General features: G+C 48.6%; 25 protein-coding genes. 5 read left to right on the forward strand and 20 right to left on the reverse strand.

What is annotated here, in order from left to right:
- Positions 1–31: 31 nt before the first annotated feature.
- Positions 32–598 carry an ECF transporter S component gene (locus KNQ03_RS05855; RefSeq protein WP_029342415.1) on the forward strand — a complete coding sequence of 189 codons (567 nt, stop codon included), beginning with the start codon at positions 32–34 and terminating at the stop codon, positions 596–598.
- 76 nt (positions 599–674) lie between these two features.
- Here KNQ03_RS05855 and KNQ03_RS05860 read toward each other — a convergent pair whose 3' ends face one another.
- Positions 675–908, reverse strand: a complete 234-nt coding sequence (locus KNQ03_RS05860) for a YuzB family protein (protein ID WP_023469141.1) — start codon at positions 906–908, stop codon at positions 675–677.
- 92 nt (positions 909–1,000) lie between these two features.
- On the opposite strand from KNQ03_RS05860, the gene KNQ03_RS05865 reads away from it, so the two are divergent.
- On the forward strand, positions 1,001–2,053 hold the full coding sequence (locus tag KNQ03_RS05865; protein WP_055968842.1) for an NAD(P)/FAD-dependent oxidoreductase: 1,053 nt from the start codon (positions 1,001–1,003) through the stop codon (positions 2,051–2,053).
- A 40-nt stretch (positions 2,054–2,093) separates the two neighbouring features.
- On the opposite strand, the gene KNQ03_RS05870 is transcribed toward KNQ03_RS05865, so the two are convergent.
- Positions 2,094–2,390 (reverse strand): DUF1462 family protein, encoded by a 297-nt coding sequence (locus KNQ03_RS05870; protein ID WP_133207648.1) that lies wholly within the window; start codon positions 2,388–2,390, stop codon positions 2,094–2,096.
- 109 nt (positions 2,391–2,499) lie between these two features.
- Here KNQ03_RS05870 and KNQ03_RS05875 point away from each other — a divergent pair, with 109 nt between their 5' ends.
- Entirely contained in the window at positions 2,500–2,727 is a 228-nt protein-coding gene (locus KNQ03_RS05875; RefSeq protein WP_012371190.1) for a NifU family protein, read from the forward strand.
- Between the two features lie 42 nt (positions 2,728–2,769).
- Here the strand turns inward: KNQ03_RS05875 and KNQ03_RS05880 are convergent, their stop codons facing one another.
- Entirely contained in the window at positions 2,770–3,534 is a 765-nt protein-coding gene (locus KNQ03_RS05880; RefSeq protein WP_023469144.1) for a TIGR01457 family HAD-type hydrolase, read from the reverse strand.
- Between the two features lie 6 nt (positions 3,535–3,540).
- Positions 3,541–3,984, reverse strand: a complete 444-nt coding sequence (locus KNQ03_RS05885; protein ID WP_214723851.1) for a DUF86 domain-containing protein — start codon at positions 3,982–3,984, stop codon at positions 3,541–3,543.
- A 151-nt stretch (positions 3,985–4,135) separates the two neighbouring features.
- On the opposite strand from KNQ03_RS05885, the gene glpX reads away from it, so the two are divergent.
- Together glpX and KNQ03_RS05895 are read left to right on the forward strand one after the other, a co-directional pair.
- Complete coding sequence (gene glpX, locus KNQ03_RS05890) at positions 4,136–5,116, forward strand: class II fructose-bisphosphatase (protein ID WP_029342420.1); 981 nt, start codon at positions 4,136–4,138, stop codon at positions 5,114–5,116.
- 35 nt (positions 5,117–5,151) lie between these two features.
- Positions 5,152–5,427 carry a DUF3055 domain-containing protein gene (locus KNQ03_RS05895; RefSeq protein ID WP_034786088.1) on the forward strand — a complete coding sequence of 92 codons (276 nt, stop codon included), beginning with the start codon at positions 5,152–5,154 and terminating at the stop codon, positions 5,425–5,427.
- Positions 5,428–5,460: 33 nt separating this feature from the next.
- Here KNQ03_RS05895 and KNQ03_RS05900 read toward each other — a convergent pair whose 3' ends face one another.
- The 16 genes from KNQ03_RS05900 to KNQ03_RS05975 form a co-directional block, all read right to left on the reverse strand.
- Positions 5,461–5,907: a general stress protein gene (locus KNQ03_RS05900; RefSeq protein ID WP_029342422.1), complete on the reverse strand. Its 447-nt coding sequence runs from the start codon at positions 5,905–5,907 to the stop codon at positions 5,461–5,463.
- 85 nt (positions 5,908–5,992) lie between these two features.
- Positions 5,993–6,370 (reverse strand): YutD family protein, encoded by a 378-nt coding sequence (locus KNQ03_RS05905; protein ID WP_133207650.1) that lies wholly within the window; start codon positions 6,368–6,370, stop codon positions 5,993–5,995.
- Between the two features lie 94 nt (positions 6,371–6,464).
- Positions 6,465–7,364, reverse strand: coding sequence for a lipoyl synthase (gene lipA, locus KNQ03_RS05910; RefSeq protein ID WP_023469150.1), 900 nt, complete (start codon positions 7,362–7,364; stop codon positions 6,465–6,467).
- 62 nt (positions 7,365–7,426) lie between these two features.
- Positions 7,427–8,728, reverse strand: a complete 1,302-nt coding sequence (locus KNQ03_RS05915) for a bifunctional metallophosphatase/5'-nucleotidase (RefSeq protein WP_214723853.1) — start codon at positions 8,726–8,728, stop codon at positions 7,427–7,429.
- 21 nt (positions 8,729–8,749) lie between these two features.
- Complete coding sequence (locus KNQ03_RS05920) at positions 8,750–9,592, reverse strand: DUF72 domain-containing protein (protein ID WP_214723855.1); 843 nt, start codon at positions 9,590–9,592, stop codon at positions 8,750–8,752.
- Between the two features lie 167 nt (positions 9,593–9,759).
- The gene (locus tag KNQ03_RS05925; RefSeq protein WP_214723857.1) at positions 9,760–10,833 is read right to left on the reverse strand and encodes an acyltransferase; all 1,074 of its coding nucleotides are present in this window, start codon (positions 10,831–10,833) and stop codon (positions 9,760–9,762) included.
- A gap of 408 nt (positions 10,834–11,241) precedes the next feature.
- Positions 11,242–11,793: a dihydrofolate reductase family protein gene (locus KNQ03_RS05930; RefSeq protein WP_214723859.1), complete on the reverse strand. Its 552-nt coding sequence runs from the start codon at positions 11,791–11,793 to the stop codon at positions 11,242–11,244.
- Between the two features lie 85 nt (positions 11,794–11,878).
- The gene (gene sufB, locus KNQ03_RS05935; RefSeq protein ID WP_023469154.1) at positions 11,879–13,276 is read right to left on the reverse strand and encodes a Fe-S cluster assembly protein SufB; all 1,398 of its coding nucleotides are present in this window, start codon (positions 13,274–13,276) and stop codon (positions 11,879–11,881) included.
- Between the two features lie 36 nt (positions 13,277–13,312).
- Positions 13,313–13,747, reverse strand: a complete 435-nt coding sequence (gene sufU, locus KNQ03_RS05940) for a Fe-S cluster assembly sulfur transfer protein SufU (RefSeq protein ID WP_023469155.1) — start codon at positions 13,745–13,747, stop codon at positions 13,313–13,315.
- Positions 13,737–14,960 (reverse strand): cysteine desulfurase, encoded by a 1,224-nt coding sequence (locus KNQ03_RS05945; protein ID WP_035396382.1) that lies wholly within the window; start codon positions 14,958–14,960, stop codon positions 13,737–13,739. Before KNQ03_RS05945 ends, sufU begins: the two co-directional genes overlap by 11 nt.
- A gap of 1 nt (position 14,961) precedes the next feature.
- Positions 14,962–16,239 (reverse strand): Fe-S cluster assembly protein SufD, encoded by a 1,278-nt coding sequence (gene sufD / locus KNQ03_RS05950; protein ID WP_047393415.1) that lies wholly within the window; start codon positions 16,237–16,239, stop codon positions 14,962–14,964.
- A gap of 18 nt (positions 16,240–16,257) precedes the next feature.
- Complete coding sequence (sufC, locus tag KNQ03_RS05955) at positions 16,258–17,043, reverse strand: Fe-S cluster assembly ATPase SufC (RefSeq protein WP_023469158.1); 786 nt, start codon at positions 17,041–17,043, stop codon at positions 16,258–16,260.
- A gap of 133 nt (positions 17,044–17,176) precedes the next feature.
- Positions 17,177–18,427: an MDR family MFS transporter gene (locus tag KNQ03_RS05960; RefSeq protein WP_214723861.1), complete on the reverse strand. Its 1,251-nt coding sequence runs from the start codon at positions 18,425–18,427 to the stop codon at positions 17,177–17,179.
- A 79-nt stretch (positions 18,428–18,506) separates the two neighbouring features.
- Positions 18,507–19,340 carry a MetQ/NlpA family ABC transporter substrate-binding protein gene (locus KNQ03_RS05965; protein ID WP_214723863.1) on the reverse strand — a complete coding sequence of 278 codons (834 nt, stop codon included), beginning with the start codon at positions 19,338–19,340 and terminating at the stop codon, positions 18,507–18,509.
- A 32-nt stretch (positions 19,341–19,372) separates the two neighbouring features.
- Positions 19,373–20,038, reverse strand: coding sequence for a methionine ABC transporter permease (locus tag KNQ03_RS05970; protein WP_064299452.1), 666 nt, complete (start codon positions 20,036–20,038; stop codon positions 19,373–19,375).
- Complete coding sequence (locus tag KNQ03_RS05975; protein ID WP_023469162.1) at positions 20,035–21,057, reverse strand: methionine ABC transporter ATP-binding protein; 1,023 nt, start codon at positions 21,055–21,057, stop codon at positions 20,035–20,037. The genes KNQ03_RS05970 and KNQ03_RS05975 overlap by 4 nt, the downstream gene beginning before the upstream one ends.
- Between the last annotated feature and the right edge of the window lie 58 nt (positions 21,058–21,115).

Genomic DNA, 21,115 nt, shown 5'->3' on the forward strand with positions numbered 1-21,115 from the left:
AGAGGAACGAGCAAAAGGAGACAATACTCGTATGAAACGCACACAAAAAATGGTCACTCTGTCAATGTTAGGTTCAATCTCATTTGTTCTTATGCTTATCAATTTTCCACTACCGTTCTTACCGAACTATCTGAAGATTGACTTCAGTGATGTTCCTGCTCTCGTCGCAGCGATCATGTTCTCACCGGTCGCAGGTGTCATCGTCGAAGCACTGAAGAACGTGCTATACTACATCTTCCGCGGAAGTGGTGTTCCGGTCGGAGAATTCGCGAACTTCGCTGCTGGCGTCGCATTCGTGCTTCCTGTTAGCTGGTTCTACCATAAAAAGAAATCAACACAAGGTCTCGCAACTGGTCTCGTCGCTGGTACGATCACGATGGCACTCGGTCTTGCGATTCTCAACTATATCTTGATCCTTCCAGCGTATGCATGGTTCCTCGGTATGGACTACATGGCGGATCCAGCTGTCAAATGGACAGCGATCACAGCCGGTATCTTACCGTTTAACGTCATCAAGGCGTTGTTCATCTCGGCACTCTTCATTCCGTTGTTCTTGAAACTACGACCATGGATGATGCGCCGTCAACAATCTGCCTGATCCGAAAAGCTGCGCCCGCTGACGGACACGAATCCCCTCGTTCAGACGAACGAGGGGATTTTTTGGCTGTCCGTGCTCACAGCTCATTCTCTTCGATTTTTAGGTAAATCTTTTCAAGCAACTCTTCCGGCGTCTCGCCTACGACCGTCTCACCATCAACGAGACAAAAATGATCAAGCGAACAAATGCCGCAATAGCCGAGGCAACCGTATTCGACGACGTCGACGTTCGGGTCACGTTCGAGTTGCTCCATGACGACCTGTGTACCAGCCGCTAAGTTACTGATACAAAATTCAATAATCGGATTCACTTTTTTTCCTCCTTCAAGCAGGAAACGACCTGCCTCATGTCGTATTATACAAGGTCAGACTGATTTAGGGGAACTAAGGGGGATTTTACGTTATGAAGCAATTGGTCGTACTCGGCGGAGGATATGGTGGAATGCGGATTTGTGAGCGATTCAAGGACGAGGAAGTTGCCGTCACGCTCGTCGACCGTCTACCGTACCACGCACTCAAAACGGAATATTACGCACTCGCAGCAGGTACATTATCAGATCGGGATGTCCGGATTGAATTTCCGGAGGGGAAACATCTTACTTATAAATATGGACATGTCATTAAAATTTCACCAGAGACGAATACGGTCCACCTGCAGGACGGATCTGAATTATTCTATGATGACTTGATCATCGCCCTCGGTTGCGAGGATAAATACCACAACATTCCGGGTGCTCAAGAGTTTACATACAGCATCCAGACACTTGAAGAATCTCGAAAGACACAGCAAGCGATCTGTGGTCTGTCACCGGGGTCCGTCGTCTCGATCGTCGGTGCTGGTCTATCTGGTGTCGAACTCGCCAGTGAACTGCACGAGAGCCGGAAGGATTTGACGATTCGTTTGTTCGACCGCGGTCCATCCGTCTTGTCATTCTTATCCGACAAAGTCTCATCTTACGTCCAGGAATGGTTCGAGGAGCATGACGTGGAAGTCATCAACAATTCGAACGTCACGCTCGTCACAGCGGACGACGTGCGTAACGGCGACGATACGTACCCGTCGGACTTGACGATTTGGACGGCAGGTACGCAACCGGTCAAAGTCGTTCGTGATCTCGGCTTTGCTGCAGACAGTGGTGGTCGGATCAAATTGACGGAACATCATCACGTACCAGAATACGATAACGTCTTCGTCATCGGCGATTGTGCCAGCTTGCCTTATGCGCCAAGCGGTCAACTCGCAGAACATCAGGCAGAACAAGTCGTCGACGTCTTGCAAGCGAAATGGCAAGGGAAAAAATTGCCGAAACTGCCAGAAATCAAACTGCGCGGGATGCTCGGATCGCTCGGAAAATCAGACGGTTTCGGGATCGTCATGGGCAAGCAAGCGCTGACGGGGAAAGTCCCACGTCTCTTGAAGTCCGGTGTCTTATGGAAACACAAAAAGATTAAATGAGCAAAAGAGGTGTCCCAAGCTTTGGGATACCTCTTCTTCATTACCCCGTCTGACTTAACTTCGCATCGATCGCTGCCGTGATCGTCTTCAGCTTGACGTACCCCTCGTCAATCATCTCATCATCAAGCACGATCAGTGGATAAAAATAGACATCCTCTTTCAAGGCTTCCGTCCATTGATCCGATGTTGCTGTCTCGAAATCGACATAGCGTAGCGTCATTTCTTGCTCATATTTTCGCCCGAGGACGGCTTGTAGCCAACTGAACGTCTCTTCCGAGCTGGGTGCCCCGACACAACTCGGACAAGTGACCGCTGTTCCATAAACCGTGATTTCCATCTTGAAGTCCCCCTTTTCAATTCTCTCCTCTTTAGTATACAAGTTTTCCAGATTGAGAACATTTTTCAACCCTGTTACAATGAAACTATACGAAAGGATGTGTTTACGCATGGAAATGTTTGATCAAGTGAATGAAGTTCTTGAAAAATTGCGTCCGTTCCTTCTTCGTGATGGAGGAGACGTTGAACTCGTAGATGTAGAAGACGGAATCGTAAAACTCCGTTTGATGGGAGCTTGTGGTAGCTGCCCAAGTTCAACGATCACATTGAAGGCCGGTATCGAACGTGCCCTTCTTGAAGAAGTCGCTGGCGTCGTTGAAGTCGAACAAGTCTTCTAATACATGAAATCCCGAACGAATTCTCGTTCGGGATTTTTTGATTCATAGAATCCATTCGGCTAACGTATCGACCATATATGTCGGTTGACGATCCTGACCTTGAATGAAGACGGGTGTATGGACGCCAGAATTGACGTGCATCGTCCGGATGCCTCCATTGATTCCGAATAGGATATCCGTATGGTAGTTATCCCCGACCATGATGACGTCTTCTTTTGACAGACCAATCATCTCCGTCGCGATATCGACCATGACCGGTTCCGGTTTACCGATGAAGAACGGTTCCTTCTCCGTCGTCACGCGCAGGACGGACGTCAAGGCACCGTTTCCTGGTAAGAATCCACGTTCTGTCGGAATGGCGATGTCTCCGTTCGTCGAGATAAACCGAGCACCGGCACGAATCGCGAGAGCACCGACAGCGAGTTTTTCATATGTGATCTGACGGTCAAGACCGATGACGACGTAATCTGCCGCTTCGGTTGCGACGACGTCTAACCCTTCCCGTTCAAGCGCATCAATCAGTCCTGTCTCACCGATCGCATAGACGCGCGCTTTCGGTGATAAATCAGCGATATAACGACCAGTCGCCATCGCACTCGTCAAAACGTGTTTCGCATCGGAATGAACACCCATCCCGCGTAATTTCTCCGCCACGGCTTCTGCCGTCATCGACGCATTATTCGTCACGAACAAATACGGAATCCCTTCTGCTTGCAGACGATTGACGAAATCGACCGCTTCTTTTACCGGTTCCGTTCCGTTATACATCGTTCCATCTAAATCAAATAAATAGCCTTTTGCCTTCATCCTGACTCACTCCTCGTTTGGTAAAAATGCAGACACCGGTCCGAGTTCTGTCTCGATATACCGGCGAATCGCTTCCGGGAAACGACGTAGTTCTGCTTCCTCTGTCTCAAGTACCGCCCGAATCTCCGCCATACTCGACTGTGTGAATGACCGGACGATTAACGTACGTAACGCAACGAGCTTCTTCAGACTCGTCGCGAGCGATCCATCGATGACCTTCTCATCTTCTAAAATGAGAATGATATCTTCATAACTTCCCGGATCCCGCATGATGAATCCATCAATCATACTGTTTCCGATGTCGATGACACTTTCGATGACTAAAAAACCGATCCGTTCCATAGCCAGTGCCGTCGTCACCGGATCCCCCGTAACTTCCTTACTTTGTCGAAGTGCCGTCTCATAACAGACGACCGTCTCTTCGATTTTTTGACGATTGACGAAATACATCTTCATTCCCCCTCACATCCTCCATTTTATCGCTATCCGGCAATCCTGAAAAGCAGAAAGGTCATTTGCATCACATTCCCCAATGTGTTATCCTCAATTTAGATTTTTGCTGAAAATAGTATGTCACATTTGTGACGTGGAGGTTATATACATGGAACGGGAACTCGCACTGGAAATCGTACGCGCTACGGAAGCAGCAGCACTAGCTTCTGCTCAATGGATTGGTCGCGGTAAGAAAAATGAAGCGGATGATGCAGCAACGACTGCGATGCGCGAAGTCTTGAACACGGTCAACATGAACGGAACGGTCGTCATCGGTGAAGGTGAGCTCGACGAAGCACCGATGCTCTTCATCGGCGAACGTGTCGGAACAGCAAACGGTCCAATCGTTGACATCGCCGTCGACCCGCTCGAAGGTACGAACATCGTTGCCAAAGGTCTCGGTAATGCGATGGTCGTCATCGCCGTCGCCGATCAAGGTGCCCTGCTCCACGCACCGGATATGTATATGGATAAATTAACGGTTGGACCGAACTTGAAGGGGCACGTCTCTCTCGACGATCCACTTGAAGTCATCATTGAAAAGGCAGCTCAATACAACAATAAACGGATTGAGGATGTCACTGTCATTATGCAAGACCGCCCACGTCACGATCACTTCCGCGAAGCCGCGATGCGGATGGGCGCACGGGTTCGTCTGTTTGAAGACGGCGACGTCTCGGCTGGAATCGCACCACTCTCTCCTGCGACAGGAATCGATATCTTCATCGGTACAGGCGGTGCTCCTGAAGGTGTCATCACGGCTGCTGCCGTTAAAGCAATGGGCGGCGACATGCAGGCACGCTTACATCCGATGAACGAGGAAGAAACCGCTCGTGTCATCCGGATGGGACTTGAAGATCCGCTTCAACTCTTGACGCTTGATGACCTTATCAAAAGCGACGACTGTATCTTTGCCGCGACCGGCGTCACGACAGGCGAAATGCTCGATGGCGTCAAGTTCTTGACGGATGATATCGTTGAGACGACATCCCTCGTCATGCGTTCGAAGACACGGACGATTCGAAAAGTCATCGCCGAGCATAGCTTATCGCGTAAACCATACTTGCAAAAAGTCCCCCAAACCCTTTAATCTGAAACAGATGTTAGGGAAATGAGGGAAGCTGAATGATGGAAGAACGTGATTTTTTATATGATGATGTCGAACAAACGAAGACACGCTTCGTCAGTTGGATTGGAGAAGCCAGTCGGTTTGATCTCGCCATCACCCACTCGGAGCATTTTTACGGTAAGATTCTCGTCTTGAATCTCTTATCGAATCGCTTTGCGATCATCGGTGCGGATGATTTTGATGAACCTGGCTACATCGCGACGGCGTTTGACGTCGAAGACGATGCGGCAACGGAACTTGAGATGTACCTGCGTGCTTATATCGGTCTATGAAAAAAGCCTTCGTCCGTGGACGAAGGCTTTTTCTTATAAGAGACGATCGTTTCGTTCATTTAGTGTGTTCGGTCCGCTGAAGACGTTCGTATTGTCTGACTCGTCATGGGCACGACGCTCTGAATGCTGGTCTGCTTCATCACCGACGAGTAATACGAATTGACCGCTTTCGACCGCATGATTTGCACGATCGACGTCTTCCTTCGTCAAGCCACTTCCATGAATCGCGTCGCCATGAGAAGCCGTATCATCCTTTTTGAAGATACTCTTGATTTCCTGCCAGAGATTACGATGATCTTCCTGTGACAGACGCGTAGATGTCTGTTGGTTGTTCAAATCCGCCAATTCCTCGATTTGTTCGAGATCGTATTTGTCGTGTGCTAAGACTTTTAAATCAGTCGAGACGACACCGGCAACACGGAGATCGTGCACGGCACTGACGACTTCTGGTACGGATGAGTAAATTCCAACGATTCGCATGGATGGTTCCCCCTATAGATACATGATACTTATAGTAATAGCCGAATTCCTTCCATTGGAAACGCTTTTCTGTATGACAGTTTGATTACTCGCTTTCCGTCTTCTCTGGTGCAGGTGCGAACTTCCGTTTCAACTTCAACGTATTGGATGAAGAACCGTCGAAGCGAGGTGGTACTTCTTCTCCTTCTACCAATCCGATCTTCTTGACGATGAAGTAGGCACATCCGAAGTTACAGTATTCGTAGAGATAATCCGCCACATGCGAAATCTTCGTATCGAATGTCGCTTTCTCGTGTTGATCCTCATAGAAGCCACGTAGCCGTAATTGACCGTGCCCCCAGTCTCCCACGATATAATCATATTTCTCAAGGACGTCGCTAAAACGACCGATGAAGGCTTCCTCATTAAAACCTTCGCGCTTCTCTTCGACGACCTCATAACGTTCCCGATTGACTTGTATCATTATTCCCACCTCCTGCTGTTCTTATCATAGCATATTCCATTTCGCCTGGCAGACGAAAAACCGTCCGAGCAACTGCTCGAACGGTTTTTGATCATTAGTCGATCGGAAGTGCTGTTTTATTCTTTTTCGCTGCGTTGACTTGCTCATCCGCGTGATACGACGAACGAACGAGTGGACCTGCCTCACAGTGCGAGAACCCTTTGCTGAGGGCGATTTGCTTCAGTTCAGCGAACTCTTGTGGTGTATAGTATTTGATGACGTCGAGGTGTTTTTTCGTCGGTTGGAGATACTGACCGATCGTCATGATGTCGACGTTATTTGCGCGAAGATCATCCATCGTTTCAAGAATCTCTTCCCATGTCTCACCAAGACCAAGCATCAAGCTCGACTTCGTTGGAATTTCAGGTGCGAGTTCCTTCGAACGACGAAGGAATTCAAGCGTCCGGTCGTAAGTTGCTTTCGCACGAACGGTCGGCGTCAGACGGCGGACCGTCTCGATGTTGTGGTTCATGATGTCTGGTTGTGCATCGATCAGCGTTTTCAATGCCTCAAAGTTCCCGCCCATATCTGAAGGCAAGACTTCGATTGATGTCTCTGGGTTCATCCGACGCACTTCACGGACAGTTTCAGCGTAAACGCCTGCTCCGAAATCATTCAGATCGTCACGAGCAACCGCTGTGATGACCGCGTGCTTCAGGTTCATCAAACGAACGGATTCCGCGACACGTTTTGGTTCTTCGAGATCGAGTTCGTTTGGACGTCCTGTCGTCACGGCGCAAAAACGGCACGCACGTGTACAGATACTTCCAAGAATCATGAACGTCGCCGTCCGGCGTACCGCCCAACACTCGTGGATATTCGGACACTTTGCTTCCTCACAGACAGTATGTAGCTTTTTCTCGCGCATCATACTTTTTAATTCTGTGTAGGTTTCATTCGTATTCAGCTTGATTTTCAACCATTCCGGTTTACGTTGGATTTCTCCGCGTCCCATGGTTTCGCTTCCCCCTTCATCCCCAAAAAGTCAATTAATGTCTGCTTTAGTATAACAAACAATCAGGGTTTGCGAACAGGCAATTCATTATATTCCGACTTCTCCGATAAGCGTTTGAACAACAAATCCCGTAACAATTCCGGCATGAAATATTCTTTTGGCATTTCTTTGATTGCTGGGAAGAGTGGACCGAATGTGAACATATCCGGCAAGACGACCGTATAGTTTCGCGTTGGCTCAAGCGGTTGATGTGCTGTCAAACCAGCATAATGCATCCGTCCCATTAACTTACCACGGAAACCGAGACCCCGAACCTTTAGTTGTTCAAACTGATCTGTCTTGACTTCGTCGAGGAAGGTTTGGACTTCCACACCGGTCATCGTCACCTTACAGGGATTGATCGGGTGCGGGCAGAGTCGATGTAAATCAAAGGCAGAGACAGGACCTGGTGGAAGTGACCCAAGCAGAATGCCTGCCGGGACACAAGCGATATCCGCATCACACCAGTCGCGCATCGTCTCGACAAGCAATTGTGAGAATGGCGACTCGCTGAACCAATCATTGGCTAGACCCGATGTCTCGCCAATCGGTTCCTTCATCTGTTGTTCCGCGAGATATTGTTCCCGGTCGAGCAATTTCGCCGTCGCTTCGTCCTCGACGTAATCGTGCAAGGAGTGAAGGACCGCTTCCTTCTCACCCGTATCCGTATTCATGTAGATCTCACCTGCATATTGTCCATGTTTTCCCGCTTGCGTGATCAAGACACCATTCTTAACGACACCGTCATCAAGGACATGATGCGTATGCGCACCGATGATCAAATCAAGTTCCGGAAAACGCATCGCCAGTTCTTCGTCTTGATAGAAACCGAGGTGACTTAAGCAAATCAAGACGTCGACTTCTTGGCGCAAACGCTCGATTTCACGCGCTGCGACGTCAAACGGTTCTTCGATCGTCCAACCAAGTAAACCGTATAGTTCAATATACGGTGCCGTCAGACCAAAGACGCCGACTTTGCCAGTCGGTAATTCGTGAATGACACCTTGTTCGGCAAACGGCGCTTCTAAATTCGAGACGAGGACCGGAAAGTCCGCTTCCATGTAGAGATTCGCTAACCAGTCATGTGGAAACGTGATGCCTTCATTGTTCCCGATCGTCACTGCGGTCGGCATCAACGCATTCAATAAATGCGTATTGATTTTTCCTTTTGTTGCTTCCGTCGCTGGATCCACACGGTCCGCATGATCGCCGAGATCAAAAACGAGCGAATCGTACGTCCGGTGTTCCTTGACGAAGGACATGTAGCGAGGCCACATATCGAAGTGTGAGTGCAAATCATTATAGTGAATGATGTGTAACTTCATGCAGAAGCCCCCCTTGATGATTTAGAACAAAGAGATTTGTCGCGGCGCGAGTTCATAGTCGAGATCGAGAATCTCGATTAATCGTTTCGCATTCGGGGCAGCATCTCCTGCTGAGTTGTTATTAAAAAAGACATAGACATCCTTTGCTTCCGCTGCAACGTCGCGGACGTGACTTGCGAGTTCTTGTAGCTCGTCTTCCGAATACCGGTAGAGACAGCGGACTTTTCGCCAATCTTCGCTGCTTTGACCGGGTTTCTTTAACCAACCGGCTTTATTTCGTCCGTGGAGGCGGATGAATGCCGTCTCCTGCGTCACGACCGGTACGAATGGTACGGAACCATCTTCCGTCTGCGGTTCGTCACAAATCGTATGAATGAACTGATGTTCCTTCAGAAAACGGAGCGTTCGCTCACGATAAGCTTCCGAATACCACGATGGATTTCGGAACTCGATCGCGACCGGCAGTCCGGCAAGTGATTTTCGGATTGTTTGCAAATATTCCAAGTGCATTTTGCTGACATCGAACCAGGGCGGCAACTGCACGAGGATTGCCGCAATCTTTCCACTCTTTCGCATCGGTTCGATCGACGCGATATATTGTTCAAAAATCGGTCCGAGCGGATCTTTGTTGTCCCGGTCGTGCCCACTCATCGCGCGGTGAACCTTGACGATGAAGCGAAATCCATCCGGCGTCTCGGATACCCATTTTTCATAGTTTCGTTCCGGTTGAATCGCATAGAATGTCGAGTCGACCTCGACCGCTGGAAAATGACCGGCATAGGCAGCCAGTTTCTCTTTACGATCTTGCGGGGTCAAGTAGAGACTATCATGATCTCCCCAGCCCGTGACACCGATATATATCATGCTCTCTTCCCCCTCGTGTGTTCTATTCTACCTATTCATCATAGCATAGCAGAATCCGGGATTTCTTCTTCGATGCTTCCTAAGCAAACACTCTTTTTTCAGAAAAAAGACATCCCTCCCCTCCCTACTCATGCAGGAAGGAAAAGGATGCCTAGTCACCGTTCTCATCATGAAGCAGTAGACTGTGCCTCGACGATTTTCGGAGCAGGAGCTCTTCGTTTTGGAACCGGAACGATATAGTTTCCGTACGGCAATAGACTGATCACATAAGAGACAGAAATCGAAGCCGCAAGCGTGACGATCATCGCACAAATGAACATACTCGCAGAGTCGAAGTAAGCGAAGAGATCCGTCCGACCGATTCCGCGAATGACGAGCGGGTGAATTAGGTAAATGCCCATCGAATGTGTTCCGATCGTCTGGAAGATGCGCATCGCTGTCGCATCCGTCTGGACACGGCGGAAGACATAGTTCAAGACGACGAGAACGAACGGGATGTAGACCAGATTCGAGAGATTCGTCGACGTGTACGTCCGCTCTAAATCGATGCTGACCCAAATATCAAGGATGATCAATCCACTGATCAGCAATAAGATCGTCCGATGACGTTTTAAAATCTGCTGAATCTCTTCATAATAGACGGCGTATGTAATCCCCATCATGAAATAGGCAATCCAGTTAAGTAAGAAGGAGCGGCTATTGACGAGTCGATCCAGAAACTCGATGTCCGTCGTTAAGCTTCCTGAAGTCAGCCAGAAGTAGTTGACACCCATCGACACCACTGTCGCGACAAGTAGCAATGTTCCTTTCTTAAGTCGTGCAAGTACCGGAAATACGACATAAAACTGAAGCACCGTCAAAATGAAGTACAGATGGAAGTTTGCCGTTCCATAAAGGAAGTAATCCGATAGTGGCATACCCGGCTTTAGACTATCTTCTACATGATAACGATACACGAGGTAAATCGTGCTCCAAATCAAATAAGGAATGAAAATTTTAGAGAAACGGGACTTGACGAATGTTCCAAAATCAAATCCTTTGCGCTGGACCATCGACATCAACAGAAACGCACTGATGATGGCAAAGATCGGCGTACCAATCCGGGAAAATTGATCGATGTAACCAATCGCTTCATTTTCGAATTCCCCTTTCGAATGGTAAAGACCGGCGATGACATGGACAGCGACGACCATGATTGCCGCAATTGATCGAATGACAGGAATTTCTTGATAAAATTTCATTTTTTCACACCTTAATCATGTTTATAGATTTTTTCACAAAAGTTATTATAATCTATTTTCGTCCAAATTAAATGATAATATCCAAATTTTATCGGATGTAACGAAAAAGAATCTATTTTGAAATGAGGATTCGTCTTATACACATCTGCTAAAATGTCATACTGCTTTTCTGTTCTTAATAGCTTGAAGAAAAAAGAGAGAAGTGTTTTTGTTCGCTCGAAATCGCTTCCTAGGGAAAAAACAAGCAAGAGCGACCCTGCAGCGAAGCGAAGCGACGTGATGCTTTGTCCCAGGAAAACGATTCGAGATGAACAAAAAAAGCGCGATCCTTCTCTTTAGAGAAAAATTGCACTTTGTCTTTAATCTGAAAGAATCCCTTTTGAAATAAGAGACTCTTTTTTGTGAAGACTAGATTTTTTCGTAAGATAACGCGATACATCCGGAAGCAAAGACGCGTGTTTCGACTAACCGTAGCGTCTGTGGTTGATCAAATACCGGAAACATCCGTTTTCCACTACCGAGCAGAACGGGGTAGATCACGACATGATAGCGATCGACGAGTCCAAGCTCAATTGCTTCAGAAGCAAGCGTCGCCCCACCGATCGCAATCTGTTTTCCAGGCAATGCTTTTAGTGCTTGAAGTTCCTCGGCAAGCGACTGATTCGCTAGACGCGCATTTCTTGTGACGGAATCAAGCGTCCGCGAGAAGACGACCTTCTCAAGCGATTGCCAGGTTTTCGCATACTCAACGACAATCGGCTCGTCTTCCTGATCCGCTGTCTCCCAGTATTGCATCATCTCGTACAAACGACGTCCATAGACATGAGTATCGAACGCTTTCTCGTAGTCATTGAAATACTGATGTAATTCCGCGTCCGGTGAAGCGAAATCGATCCTACCTGACGCATCTTCGATATAACCGTCGAGCGAGACTTGAAAGGAATAGACGATGTCACGCATAGTAATCCCTCCTTTTTCACTCTTTACCCGAATAACCATTTCATGAAAAAAACTCCCTCATCCGTAGATGAGAGAGTAAGACGAATTATCCGATTGAACCTTCCATCTCGAACTTGATGAGACGGTTCATTTCGACCGCATATTCCATTGGAAGTTCTTTCGTGAATGGCTCGATGAAGCCCATGACGATCATTTCCGTTGCTTCCTCTTGTGAGATCCCGCGGCTCATGAGGTAGAACAATTGCTCTTCCGAGACCTTCGAGACTTTCGCTTCGTGCTCGAGCGAAATGTTATCATTGAGGATTTCGTTGTACGGAATCGTATCCGACGTCGATTGGTTATCCATGATGAGCGTATCACATTCGATGTTCGAACGTGCACCTGTCGCTTTACGTCCAAAGTGAACGATACCGCGGTACGTGACTTTACCACCGTGTTTTGAGATCGACTTCGAGACGATCGTCGACGATGTGTTCGGTGCTAAGTGAATCATCTTCGCACCCGCATCTTGGTGTTGACCTTTACCAGCGATTGCGATTGACAATGTCATACCACGTGAACCTTCACCTTTGAGGATGACGGCTGGGTATTTCATCGTCAGTTTCGAACCGATGTTACCATCGACCCATTCCATCGTTGCGCCAGCTTCACAGATCGCACGCTTCGTAACGAGGTTGTAGACGTTGTTCGCCCAGTTTTGGATCGTCGTGTAACGGCAGTAAGCGTTTTTGTTGATGAAGATCTCAACGACCGCTGAGTGAAGCGAGTTCGTCGTGTAGACCGGTGCTGTACATCCTTCGACGTAGTGAACCGATGCTTCGTCATCAACGATGATCAACGTCCGCTCGAATTGACCCATGTTTTCCGAGTTGATCCGGAAGTAGGCTTGAAGCGGCGTGTCGACTTTAACACCTTTTGGTACGTAGATGAACGATCCACCTGACCAGACCGCTGTGTTCAAAGCTGCGAACTTGTTGTCTGTTGGCGGGATTAATTTTCCGAAGTACTCACGGAAGATATCTTCGTTCTCTTTTAACGCTGTATCTGTATCTTTGAAGACGACACCGATTTCTTCGAGGTCTTCTTTCATGTTGTGGTAGACAACTTCTGACTCGTACTGAGCCGAGACACCTGCCAAGTATTTTTGCTCTGCTTCTGGGATACCGAGTTTGTCAAACGTACGTTTGATTTCTTCTGGTACTTCATCCCATGATTTCTCTGCACGTTCCGACGGCTTGACGTAGTACGTGATGTCGTCGAAGTTCAATTCTGAGAGATCGCCACCCCACGCTGGCATCGCTTGTTCGTTGAAGATCTTAAGTGATTTCAAACGGAAATCAAGCATCCATTGTGGTTCTTCCTTCATTTTCGAGATCGTTTCGACGACTTCAGTCGTCAAGCCACGTCCAGAACGGAAGATCGAGATATCGCGATCGTGGAAACCATATTTATAATCGCCAATTTCCGGCATGTTCTTTGCCATGTTCATTTCCTCCTCTTACTTGCTTGTGACCGAAGTTTACTTCCCTTCTTCTACGCCGCGTTCGAGCGCCTTCCAGGCAAGTGTCGCACATTTGATCCGTGCCGGGAATTTCGTGACACCCGAGAGTGCCTCGACGTCCCCGAGGTCGAACGATTCGTCGTCATAGTCTTTTCCTTGGACCATGTCCGAAAAGATATCCGCGAGTCGTAAGGCTTCTTCGATAGTCTTACCTTTGACGAGTTGCGTCATCATTGAAGCAGACGCCATGCTGATCGAGCAGCCCTCCCCGTCAAATTTCGCATCACGGACGACATCGTCTTCAATCGCGAGCTGGAGACGAATCGTATCGCCGCACGTCGGATTGTTCATGTCGATCGTGACGCCCCCCTCGATCGCACCGCGATTTCGGGGAGTTTTATAGTGATCCATGATCACTTGACGATACAAGTGATCGAGATTGTTAAAATCCATGACTGAAATACTCCTTCGTTTGGCGAAGTCCTGTCACGAGTGCGTCAACCTCTTCTTTCGTGTTGTAGAGATAGAAGCTAGCGCGAGCCGTCGAGCTCGCTCCGAGCCAACGCATCAGGGGCTGTGCACAATGGTGACCGGCGCGAACCGCGATTCCCTGCATATCAAGGACGGTTGCGACGTCATGTGCATGGACATCACCGAGATTGAACGTGACGAGTCCAACGCGTTCTTCCGGACCGTAAATCGTGAGTCCGTCGATGTCACGCATTTGTGCCATCGCGTACTGCGCGAGTTCACGTTCGTGTGCTTCGACGTTCTCTAGACCAATCTCTTCTAAGAAATCAATCGCTGCCGATAAACCAACGGCACCTGCGATAATCGGTGTACCCGCTTCGAAACGATATGGAGACGGTTTGAACGTCGACTCTTCAAGACCAACGTAATCAATCATCTCACCACCGAATTCAACCGGTTCCATCGCATTGAGTAATGCCTTTTTCCCGTAAAGAACACCAACGCCTGTCGGACCACACATCTTGTGTGCGGAGAAAGCGAGGAAGTCACAGTCGAGATCCGTGACATTAATCCGTTGGTGTGGTGCACTTTGCGCAGCATCGACGACCATGACGGCACCACGAGCGTGCGCAAGACGAGCGACTTCTTTGATCGGATTGATTGTACCGAGAACGTTCGAGACGTGTGCCATAGCGACGATCTTCGTCCGGTCAGACAGTTGTGCTTCGACCGCTTCGACCGTCACGCGACCATCCGCTGTCAAATCAACGTATTTTAACTTCGCTTTTTTGCGTTTAGCGACTTGTTGCCACGGAATGAGATTCGCATGGTGTTCGAGGTACGTGACGACGATCTCGTCGCCTTCTTCGACATGCTCCATGCCGTAGCTAGACGCGACGATGTTGATTGCCGTCGTCGTGCCGCGGGTAAAGATAATTTCTTCATGGTGTTGCGCCTGGATGAAACGACGAACGTTCTCACGCGCACCTTCGTACGCATCCGTCGCTCGTGTTCCGAGCGTATGGACGCCACGGTGCACATTCGAATGAATCGTCTTATAGTAGTCGTCAATCGCATTGATGACGACGAGCGGCTTCTGCGAAGAGGCCGCACTATCGAGATAGACGAGTTTCCGGTCGTTGACCTGTTGGTCGAGGATCGGAAACTGATTGCGGATGGATGCATCGATTCCCATATTAGTTTACTTTCCCTTCGATGACTTGAACGAGACGTTCTTTCACCGAGTCAATCGCAAGTTCCGAGACGACTGGCTGGAGGAATCCGTGAACGACGAGGCGTTCTGCTTCCTTCCGTGAAAGGCCACGGCTCATCAAGTAGTAGAGTTGTAGTTCATCGACACGACCGACAGATGCCGCGTGTCCTGCCATGACGTCATCCTCATCGATCAAGAGGATTGGGTTCGCATCACCACGTGCCTTTTCAGACAACATGAGGACACGTTCCGTTTGAACGCCGTTTGATTTCGAAGCGCCGTGATGGATCATCGACGTTCCGTTGAAGATAGATGTTGCTGAATCTTTCTGGACACCGTGGATCAAGATGAAACCTTCTGATCCTTTACCGAAGTGGTCCGTCCGGACATTGAAGTTTTGTTTTTGCTCTCCACGACCGACCGTAACGGCTTTCGTATCTGAGAACGAATCGTTTCCGACGAGGTGTGTTTTTGTTTCTGTGACCGTGTGACCGTCATTCATGTGACCGAGTGCCCATTCAAGCTTCGCGCCTTGTTTGACGACACCACGACGGTTCATATACGTGATGGCACCTTTCGATAACGTATCGACACCACCGAAGAGGACTTTTGCGTTGTCTTCAACGAAGACTTCTGTGACGACGTTGACGTTATGCGCTTCGTCACCGTAAGAAACGAAGTTTTCGATATACGTTAATTCGCTGTCGGCGTCTGCGACGATGATCGCGTGATGGTAAAGCGCTGCGCCTGATTGCTCAAGCGTGTAGATCGCTTGCATCGGTACAGAAAGCTTAACGCCTTTTGGTACATAAAGGAACGTACCGCCGTTACGAAGTGCTGCGTTTAATGCCGCAAGACGATCTTCGTTAACTTGAACGCCTTCCGTCATGAAGTACTTCTCGACGAGTTCCGGGTGTTGTTTTAATGCGTCTTCGAGCGTCGTGAAGATGACGCCGTTCGCCGCTTCACTGTTTTGCGCGTGAACGAGTTGTCCGTTACGCGTGACGAGCATGTGATCACGGTTCTCGCCGATCAATGCTTCGATATCTGAAGAAAGACCAGTGACGGTTTCGAGTTCCGTCGTACCTTCTGTAAAGTTCCAGCCTTCGATCTTGATTTTTTCTACTTTTGGCAATGCGAGCGTTGGGGCAAGATCAAGCGCGTCTTGACGCTTTGCGACCATCCAAGATGGTTCCCCTAAGCGAGTCGCACGTTCTGCCACTGCCTCGCGATTTACTGCAAGATTCAGTTCTACAGTCATCATGCTTCCTCCCTCGTCTTACGCTTTTGTTTCGATTTCGACGTCTTCGATGCCGAGTTCTTTTTTAACCCAGTCATAACCTTCTGCTTCGAGACGGTGTGCGAGTTCTTTACCACCAGACATGACGATTTTTCCGCCCATCATGATGTGGATGAAGTCTGGCTCGATATAGTTCAAGAGACGTTGGTAGTGCGTGATGATCAAGCAACCGAATTCAGGTGAACGCATTTCGTTGACACCTTTTGCGACGACTTTCAGTGCATCGATATCAAGACCTGAATCGATTTCATCAAGAATCGCGATCGCTGGTTTAAGCATCATCATCTGAAGAATTTCGTTACGTTTCTTTTCTCCACCAGAGAAACCTTCGTTGAGGTAACGGTGTGCCATTTCTGAAGGCATCTCGAGAAGACCCATTTGTGAATCAAGCTCACGGATGAACTTCATGAGTGAGATTTCATCGCCTTCTTCACGACGCGAGTTGATCGCTGAACGAAGGAAGTCTGAGTTCGTGACACCACTGATTTCGCTTGGGTACTGCATTGCGAGGAACATACCCGCTTGTGCGCGCTCATCAACTTCCATGTCGAGGACGTCTTCGCCGTCGAGTGTGACTGAACCAGATGTCACTTCATACGATGGGTGACCCATCAATGCTGATGCGAGTGTTGATTTACCTGTCCCGTTTGGTCCCATGACCGCGTGGATTTCCCCGCCTTTGATTTCCAAGTTGACGCCTTTCAAGATTTCCTTGCCGTCGATCGCGACGTGTAGATCTTCAATCTTCAAGTGTGAAGCCTTCATGTTAGAATCCCTCCATCTATTCATTTCGTGACTGACGATTCAGAACACGAGCGTTACTAATTTAGTATCATTCTAATCTTAAAGAAACATCGCGTATTATTCAAGCGTCATCGCTCGCTGATTTTTCTCAAAATCATGCGTTTTGTTGAGAATCATTCGAAAATTTCACCGGTTCCTCGAGTTCCTCGATCGTCGAAGCCCGATGAATCCGTTGTGACAGTAAGAGCAGTGGTATTCCGAATAATGTCAAGCCCGCTAATATCCCGAAAATCGGTAACGGACGGTCCGCTCCATATAAACTTAACAAATGTCCTCCGACAATCGGACCGATTGATTGTCCGATCGACGTCAAGCCCATCGCTCCGAAATAACTGCCCCGTAATTCTGGCTTCGCGAACCGATCGGTCAAGATGTCGGTCATCGTGAACATCATGACTTCCCCGCACGTGAAGATGAACATCGCGACGATCATCAACCAGATCGCGTTCGCATTTCCCATGATGAACAATCCGATCGCAACAGTCGCAATCCCGGTCGTGATTGAGACGAGCGGTGACGTCTTGACACCAAACTTCATGATCGGATACTGCACGATCAAGACGGTGATCGCATTGATCGTGATTAAGATTGCATAGAGTGTCTTCCCGCCTTCAAGCAGTGACGTCTCCGTCAAGAACTGTGGCAAGGTCGAGTTGAACTGGCTGTAGCCAAAGACGCCGAAGATGATACCGGCGAGTGCCAGCGTAAAGGCGATATCCGTCCGCAACAGACGAACCGTTGCTCCAAACGAGACCTTTTTCCCACCATGCGTCTCGGTGATCGGATGGCGTTTGAATAAGATACCAATCATCACCCCGTACACGATATAGACGAACGCCGTGATGTAAAACGTCGCGGACGTGTTCCCTGCACTCAGCAGTAAAGCGATTCCCGGTCCGATCGCTGCTGCGATGTTGATCATCGCGTAACGGATATTGAAGACGAACAACCGGTTCGCTTCATCCGTCGTATCACTGATCAAGGCACGAGCAGATGGCTCGAAGATTGAGCGACAGACCCCGTTCAAGGCACTGAGCGTAAAGAATGCCCAGAACGTCTCGACTTGTGCCAGCGCGATGAAGACGACCGCGAACCCAATCGTTCCGGCAAGCATCATCGTCCGCCGTCCATAACGGTCTGACAAAGTACCACCGATGAAGCTCATGACGAGACTGGCGATCGCCGAAATACTGAGGACCCAGCCGACATCGACCGGATCAAACTTCAGGACGGTCGTCATGTAGATGGCGAAGAACGGCATCGTGATGAACGTTCCGAGACGCGAGAAAAACGTCCCGAACAAGACCCCGAGTGTCAACGGATGCAGTTGACGTATGCGTTGCATATGATTCCCCCTAACCCCTGTTTCAGACAAATGAAAAGCATCCTTCCATTATATAGGAAGGATGCCGGCTTCGGTGAACTTATTTGCTGACTGGAACGACAGCACCTTTGTACTTGTCGAGGATCCAATCTTGGTTTTTCTTTTCGTGCAGAACGTCAAGAAGTGCTGTGACACGCTTGTCTTTTTCATCGCCATCACGTGTAACGATGATGTTGACGTATGGTGACGACTCATCTTCTGATGCAATTGCGTCTTTCAATGGGTTCAGACCGTTATCGATCGCATAGTTCGTGTTGATGAGGACGGCGTCGCCTTCATTGTTTTTGTAAGCTTGCGGAAGAAGTGATGCTTCGATGTTCGTTTTGAACTTGAGTTTCTTCGGGTTCTCCGCGATATCACCGAGTTGTGCATCTGTCGTTTTACCGTCTTTGAGTTTGATCAATCCTTCGTTTTGAAGAAACGTCAAGACACGACCTCGTTCTGCGACGTTTGAGCTCGTTAAGATCGTTGCACCGTTTGGTAACTTATCGAGTGACTTGTATTTCTTCGAGTAGATACCGAGTGGTTCAACGTGAACGCCACCTGCGTTCGCGAACTTATATGATTTGTTTTCTTTCTCTTGTTGCTCAAGATACGGTACGTGCTGGAAGTAGTTCGCATCGATTTCTTTCGCTGCGAGTGCTTTATTCGGAAGTACGTAATCTTGGAACTTCTGGATTTCAAGCTTGTAACCTTTTGCTTCGTATTCTTTTTTAACGTGCTCAAGAATCTCAGCGTGCGGTACGTTTGAAGCACCGATGACAAGTGTTTTGTCGTCGCTACCTGATCCTGATGATTTTTCGCCACATGCAGCAAGGCTGATTGCTAAAACGGATACAGCGGCAGTACCTACGAATTTTTTCCAAACTTTCATGAATGATTCCTCCAATATGATTAAGTTTTGAATTAACGTTTATCGATTGCTCGGATCAGCAAGTCACCAATGATTTGGATGACGAAGACGATCGCTAAGATTAAGAGTGTCGCAATGACGATGACATCGTTTTGAGAACGCTGGAATCCTTCGATGAAGGCCATGTCCCCAAGTCCACCTCCGCCGACTACTCCGGCCATTGCCGTATAACCGACAAGTGAGACGAGTGTGACCGTGATACCAGAAACGATGGCAGGCAACGCTTCCGGGATTAAGACTTTATAGATGATTTGGAACTTCGTCGCCCCCATCGATTCAGCTGCCTCGATGACACCTTTATCGACTTCGCGTAACGCGAGTTCAACCATCCGACCGTAAAATGGTGCAGCACCGAAAATCAGTGCCGGTAATGCTGCCGTTGGTCCGAGGAACGAACCGACGATCGCTGTCGTAAATGGAATCAATAAGATCAGTAAGATGATGAACGGAATCGAACGGAAGACGTTGACGATCAAGCTCAACACTGAATAGAACGCCCGATTCTTGAACAATAACTCTTCGTTTGTCGCATACAATAGTAAACCAATGATCAAACCGAGAACGAATGTCGAAACCCCAGCGATTGCCGTCATATAGACGGTACTGCCTGTCGCTTCCCACACCATGTCCCAATCTAGGTTGTCAAAGAATGAAATCATCGGTGATCCACCTCCACTTCAACATCACTGGCTTGAAGCTTCGTGATGACCGCTTGTGTTGCTTCTGTTTCCCCGATCAACTGAATGAACAGTGTACCGAGTGCCCCTTCCTGTGATTGACCGACGTTTCCGCCGATGATGTTGAACAGGACCGGTGAATCCTTCATGACTTCCGCGAGGATCGGGCTTTCCGCTGTCGATCCGACGAACGTCAACTGAACGATTTTTCCGGTTGGGTACCGTTCGCGTAGTTTCGCGAACGTCAACTCGTTTTCCGAAGGCGACGTCAATTGTTTGACGAACTCCTTCGTCATCGCTTGCTTCGGATGACGGAAGACTTCTGCGACCGGTCCTTGCTCGACGATTTTACCGGCTTCCATGACGGCGACCCGGTGACAGATTTTTTGAATGACGTGCATCTCGTGTGTGATCAAGACGATCGTCAGTTTCAGTTTTTCATTGATGTCGACGAGTAACTCAAGGATTGAATCCGTCGTCTTCGGATCGAGTGCACTTGTTGCCTCGTCACATAAGAGAACGTCCGGGTTCGATGCCAGTGCCCGAGCGATACCGACACGTTGTTTTTGACCACCCGATAATTGTGACGGATAGGCTTTTTCGCGTCCGTCCAAACCAACGAGTTGGATCAGTTCCGCGACCCGTTCCTTGCGGTGTGCTTTCGGGAAGCCACCGAGCTCGAGTGGGAACATGATGTTCTCTTCAACCGTCCGTGACCATAGTAAGTTGAAGTGCTGAAAGACCATCGAGACATTCTTGCGGACGCCTCGTAATTCTTTTGGTTTCAGTGATGTCATCTCAACACCATCGATTTGGATCGAACCACTAGTTGGTGCTTCGAGCATATTCAGCAATCGGATCAGGGTCGATTTCCCTGCTCCGGAATAACCGATTATTCCAAAAATTTCACCGCGCTCGATTGTCAGATCGACATTCGCGACGGCTTCGACCGCTCCGCGCTTTGAGCGATAAATCTTTCCTACGTCTTGTAAACGAATCACAACTGTCCCTCCTAAAATAAAAAAAGTGCGCGCGTTTTAGAGCAAACGCGCGCACTTT

This window comes from Exiguobacterium sp. s143, assembly GCF_018618895.1.
Lineage (GTDB): Bacteria > Bacillota > Bacilli > Exiguobacteriales > Exiguobacteriaceae > Exiguobacterium_A > Exiguobacterium_A abrahamii.

Coding starts and splice junctions, on each gene's coding strand:
- KNQ03_RS05895 (WP_034786088.1), top strand. CDS start 5,152: ATGATGGAAGAACGTGATTTTTTATATGATGATGTCGAACAAACGAAG.
- KNQ03_RS05925 (WP_214723857.1), bottom strand. CDS start 10,833: ATGAAATTTTATCAAGAAATTCCTGTCATTCGATCAATTGCGGCAATC.
- KNQ03_RS05885 (WP_214723851.1), bottom strand. CDS start 3,984: ATGTATTTCGTCAATCGTCAAAAAATCGAAGAGACGGTCGTCTGTTAT.
- sufU (WP_023469155.1), bottom strand. CDS start 13,747: ATGGATTTTAACAATCTCGATCACTTGTATCGTCAAGTGATCATGGAT.
- KNQ03_RS05945 (WP_035396382.1), bottom strand. CDS start 14,960: ATGGGAATCGATGCATCCATCCGCAATCAGTTTCCGATCCTCGACCAA.
- KNQ03_RS05930 (WP_214723859.1), bottom strand. CDS start 11,793: ATGCGTGACATCGTCTATTCCTTTCAAGTCTCGCTCGACGGTTATATC.
- KNQ03_RS05855 (WP_029342415.1), top strand. CDS start 32: ATGAAACGCACACAAAAAATGGTCACTCTGTCAATGTTAGGTTCAATC.
- KNQ03_RS05870 (WP_133207648.1), bottom strand. CDS start 2,390: ATGGAAATCACGGTTTATGGAACAGCGGTCACTTGTCCGAGTTGTGTC.
- KNQ03_RS05905 (WP_133207650.1), bottom strand. CDS start 6,370: ATGATACAAGTCAATCGGGAACGTTATGAGGTCGTCGAAGAGAAGCGC.
- sufD (WP_047393415.1), bottom strand. CDS start 16,239: ATGACTGTAGAACTGAATCTTGCAGTAAATCGCGAGGCAGTGGCAGAA.
- sufC (WP_023469158.1), bottom strand. CDS start 17,043: ATGAAGGCTTCACACTTGAAGATTGAAGATCTACACGTCGCGATCGAC.
- KNQ03_RS05960 (WP_214723861.1), bottom strand. CDS start 18,427: ATGCAACGCATACGTCAACTGCATCCGTTGACACTCGGGGTCTTGTTC.
- KNQ03_RS05965 (WP_214723863.1), bottom strand. CDS start 19,340: ATGAAAGTTTGGAAAAAATTCGTAGGTACTGCCGCTGTATCCGTTTTA.
- KNQ03_RS05900 (WP_029342422.1), bottom strand. CDS start 5,907: ATGCGAATCGTTGGAATTTACTCATCCGTACCAGAAGTCGTCAGTGCC.
- sufB (WP_023469154.1), bottom strand. CDS start 13,276: ATGGCAAAGAACATGCCGGAAATTGGCGATTATAAATATGGTTTCCAC.
- KNQ03_RS05970 (WP_064299452.1), bottom strand. CDS start 20,038: ATGATTTCATTCTTTGACAACCTAGATTGGGACATGGTGTGGGAAGCG.
- KNQ03_RS05880 (WP_023469144.1), bottom strand. CDS start 3,534: ATGAAGGCAAAAGGCTATTTATTTGATTTAGATGGAACGATGTATAAC.
- lipA (WP_023469150.1), bottom strand. CDS start 7,364: ATGGGACGCGGAGAAATCCAACGTAAACCGGAATGGTTGAAAATCAAG.
- KNQ03_RS05875 (WP_012371190.1), top strand. CDS start 2,500: ATGGAAATGTTTGATCAAGTGAATGAAGTTCTTGAAAAATTGCGTCCG.
- glpX (WP_029342420.1), top strand. CDS start 4,136: ATGGAACGGGAACTCGCACTGGAAATCGTACGCGCTACGGAAGCAGCA.
- KNQ03_RS05920 (WP_214723855.1), bottom strand. CDS start 9,592: ATGATATATATCGGTGTCACGGGCTGGGGAGATCATGATAGTCTCTAC.
- KNQ03_RS05915 (WP_214723853.1), bottom strand. CDS start 8,728: ATGAAGTTACACATCATTCACTATAATGATTTGCACTCACACTTCGAT.
- KNQ03_RS05865 (WP_055968842.1), top strand. CDS start 1,001: ATGAAGCAATTGGTCGTACTCGGCGGAGGATATGGTGGAATGCGGATT.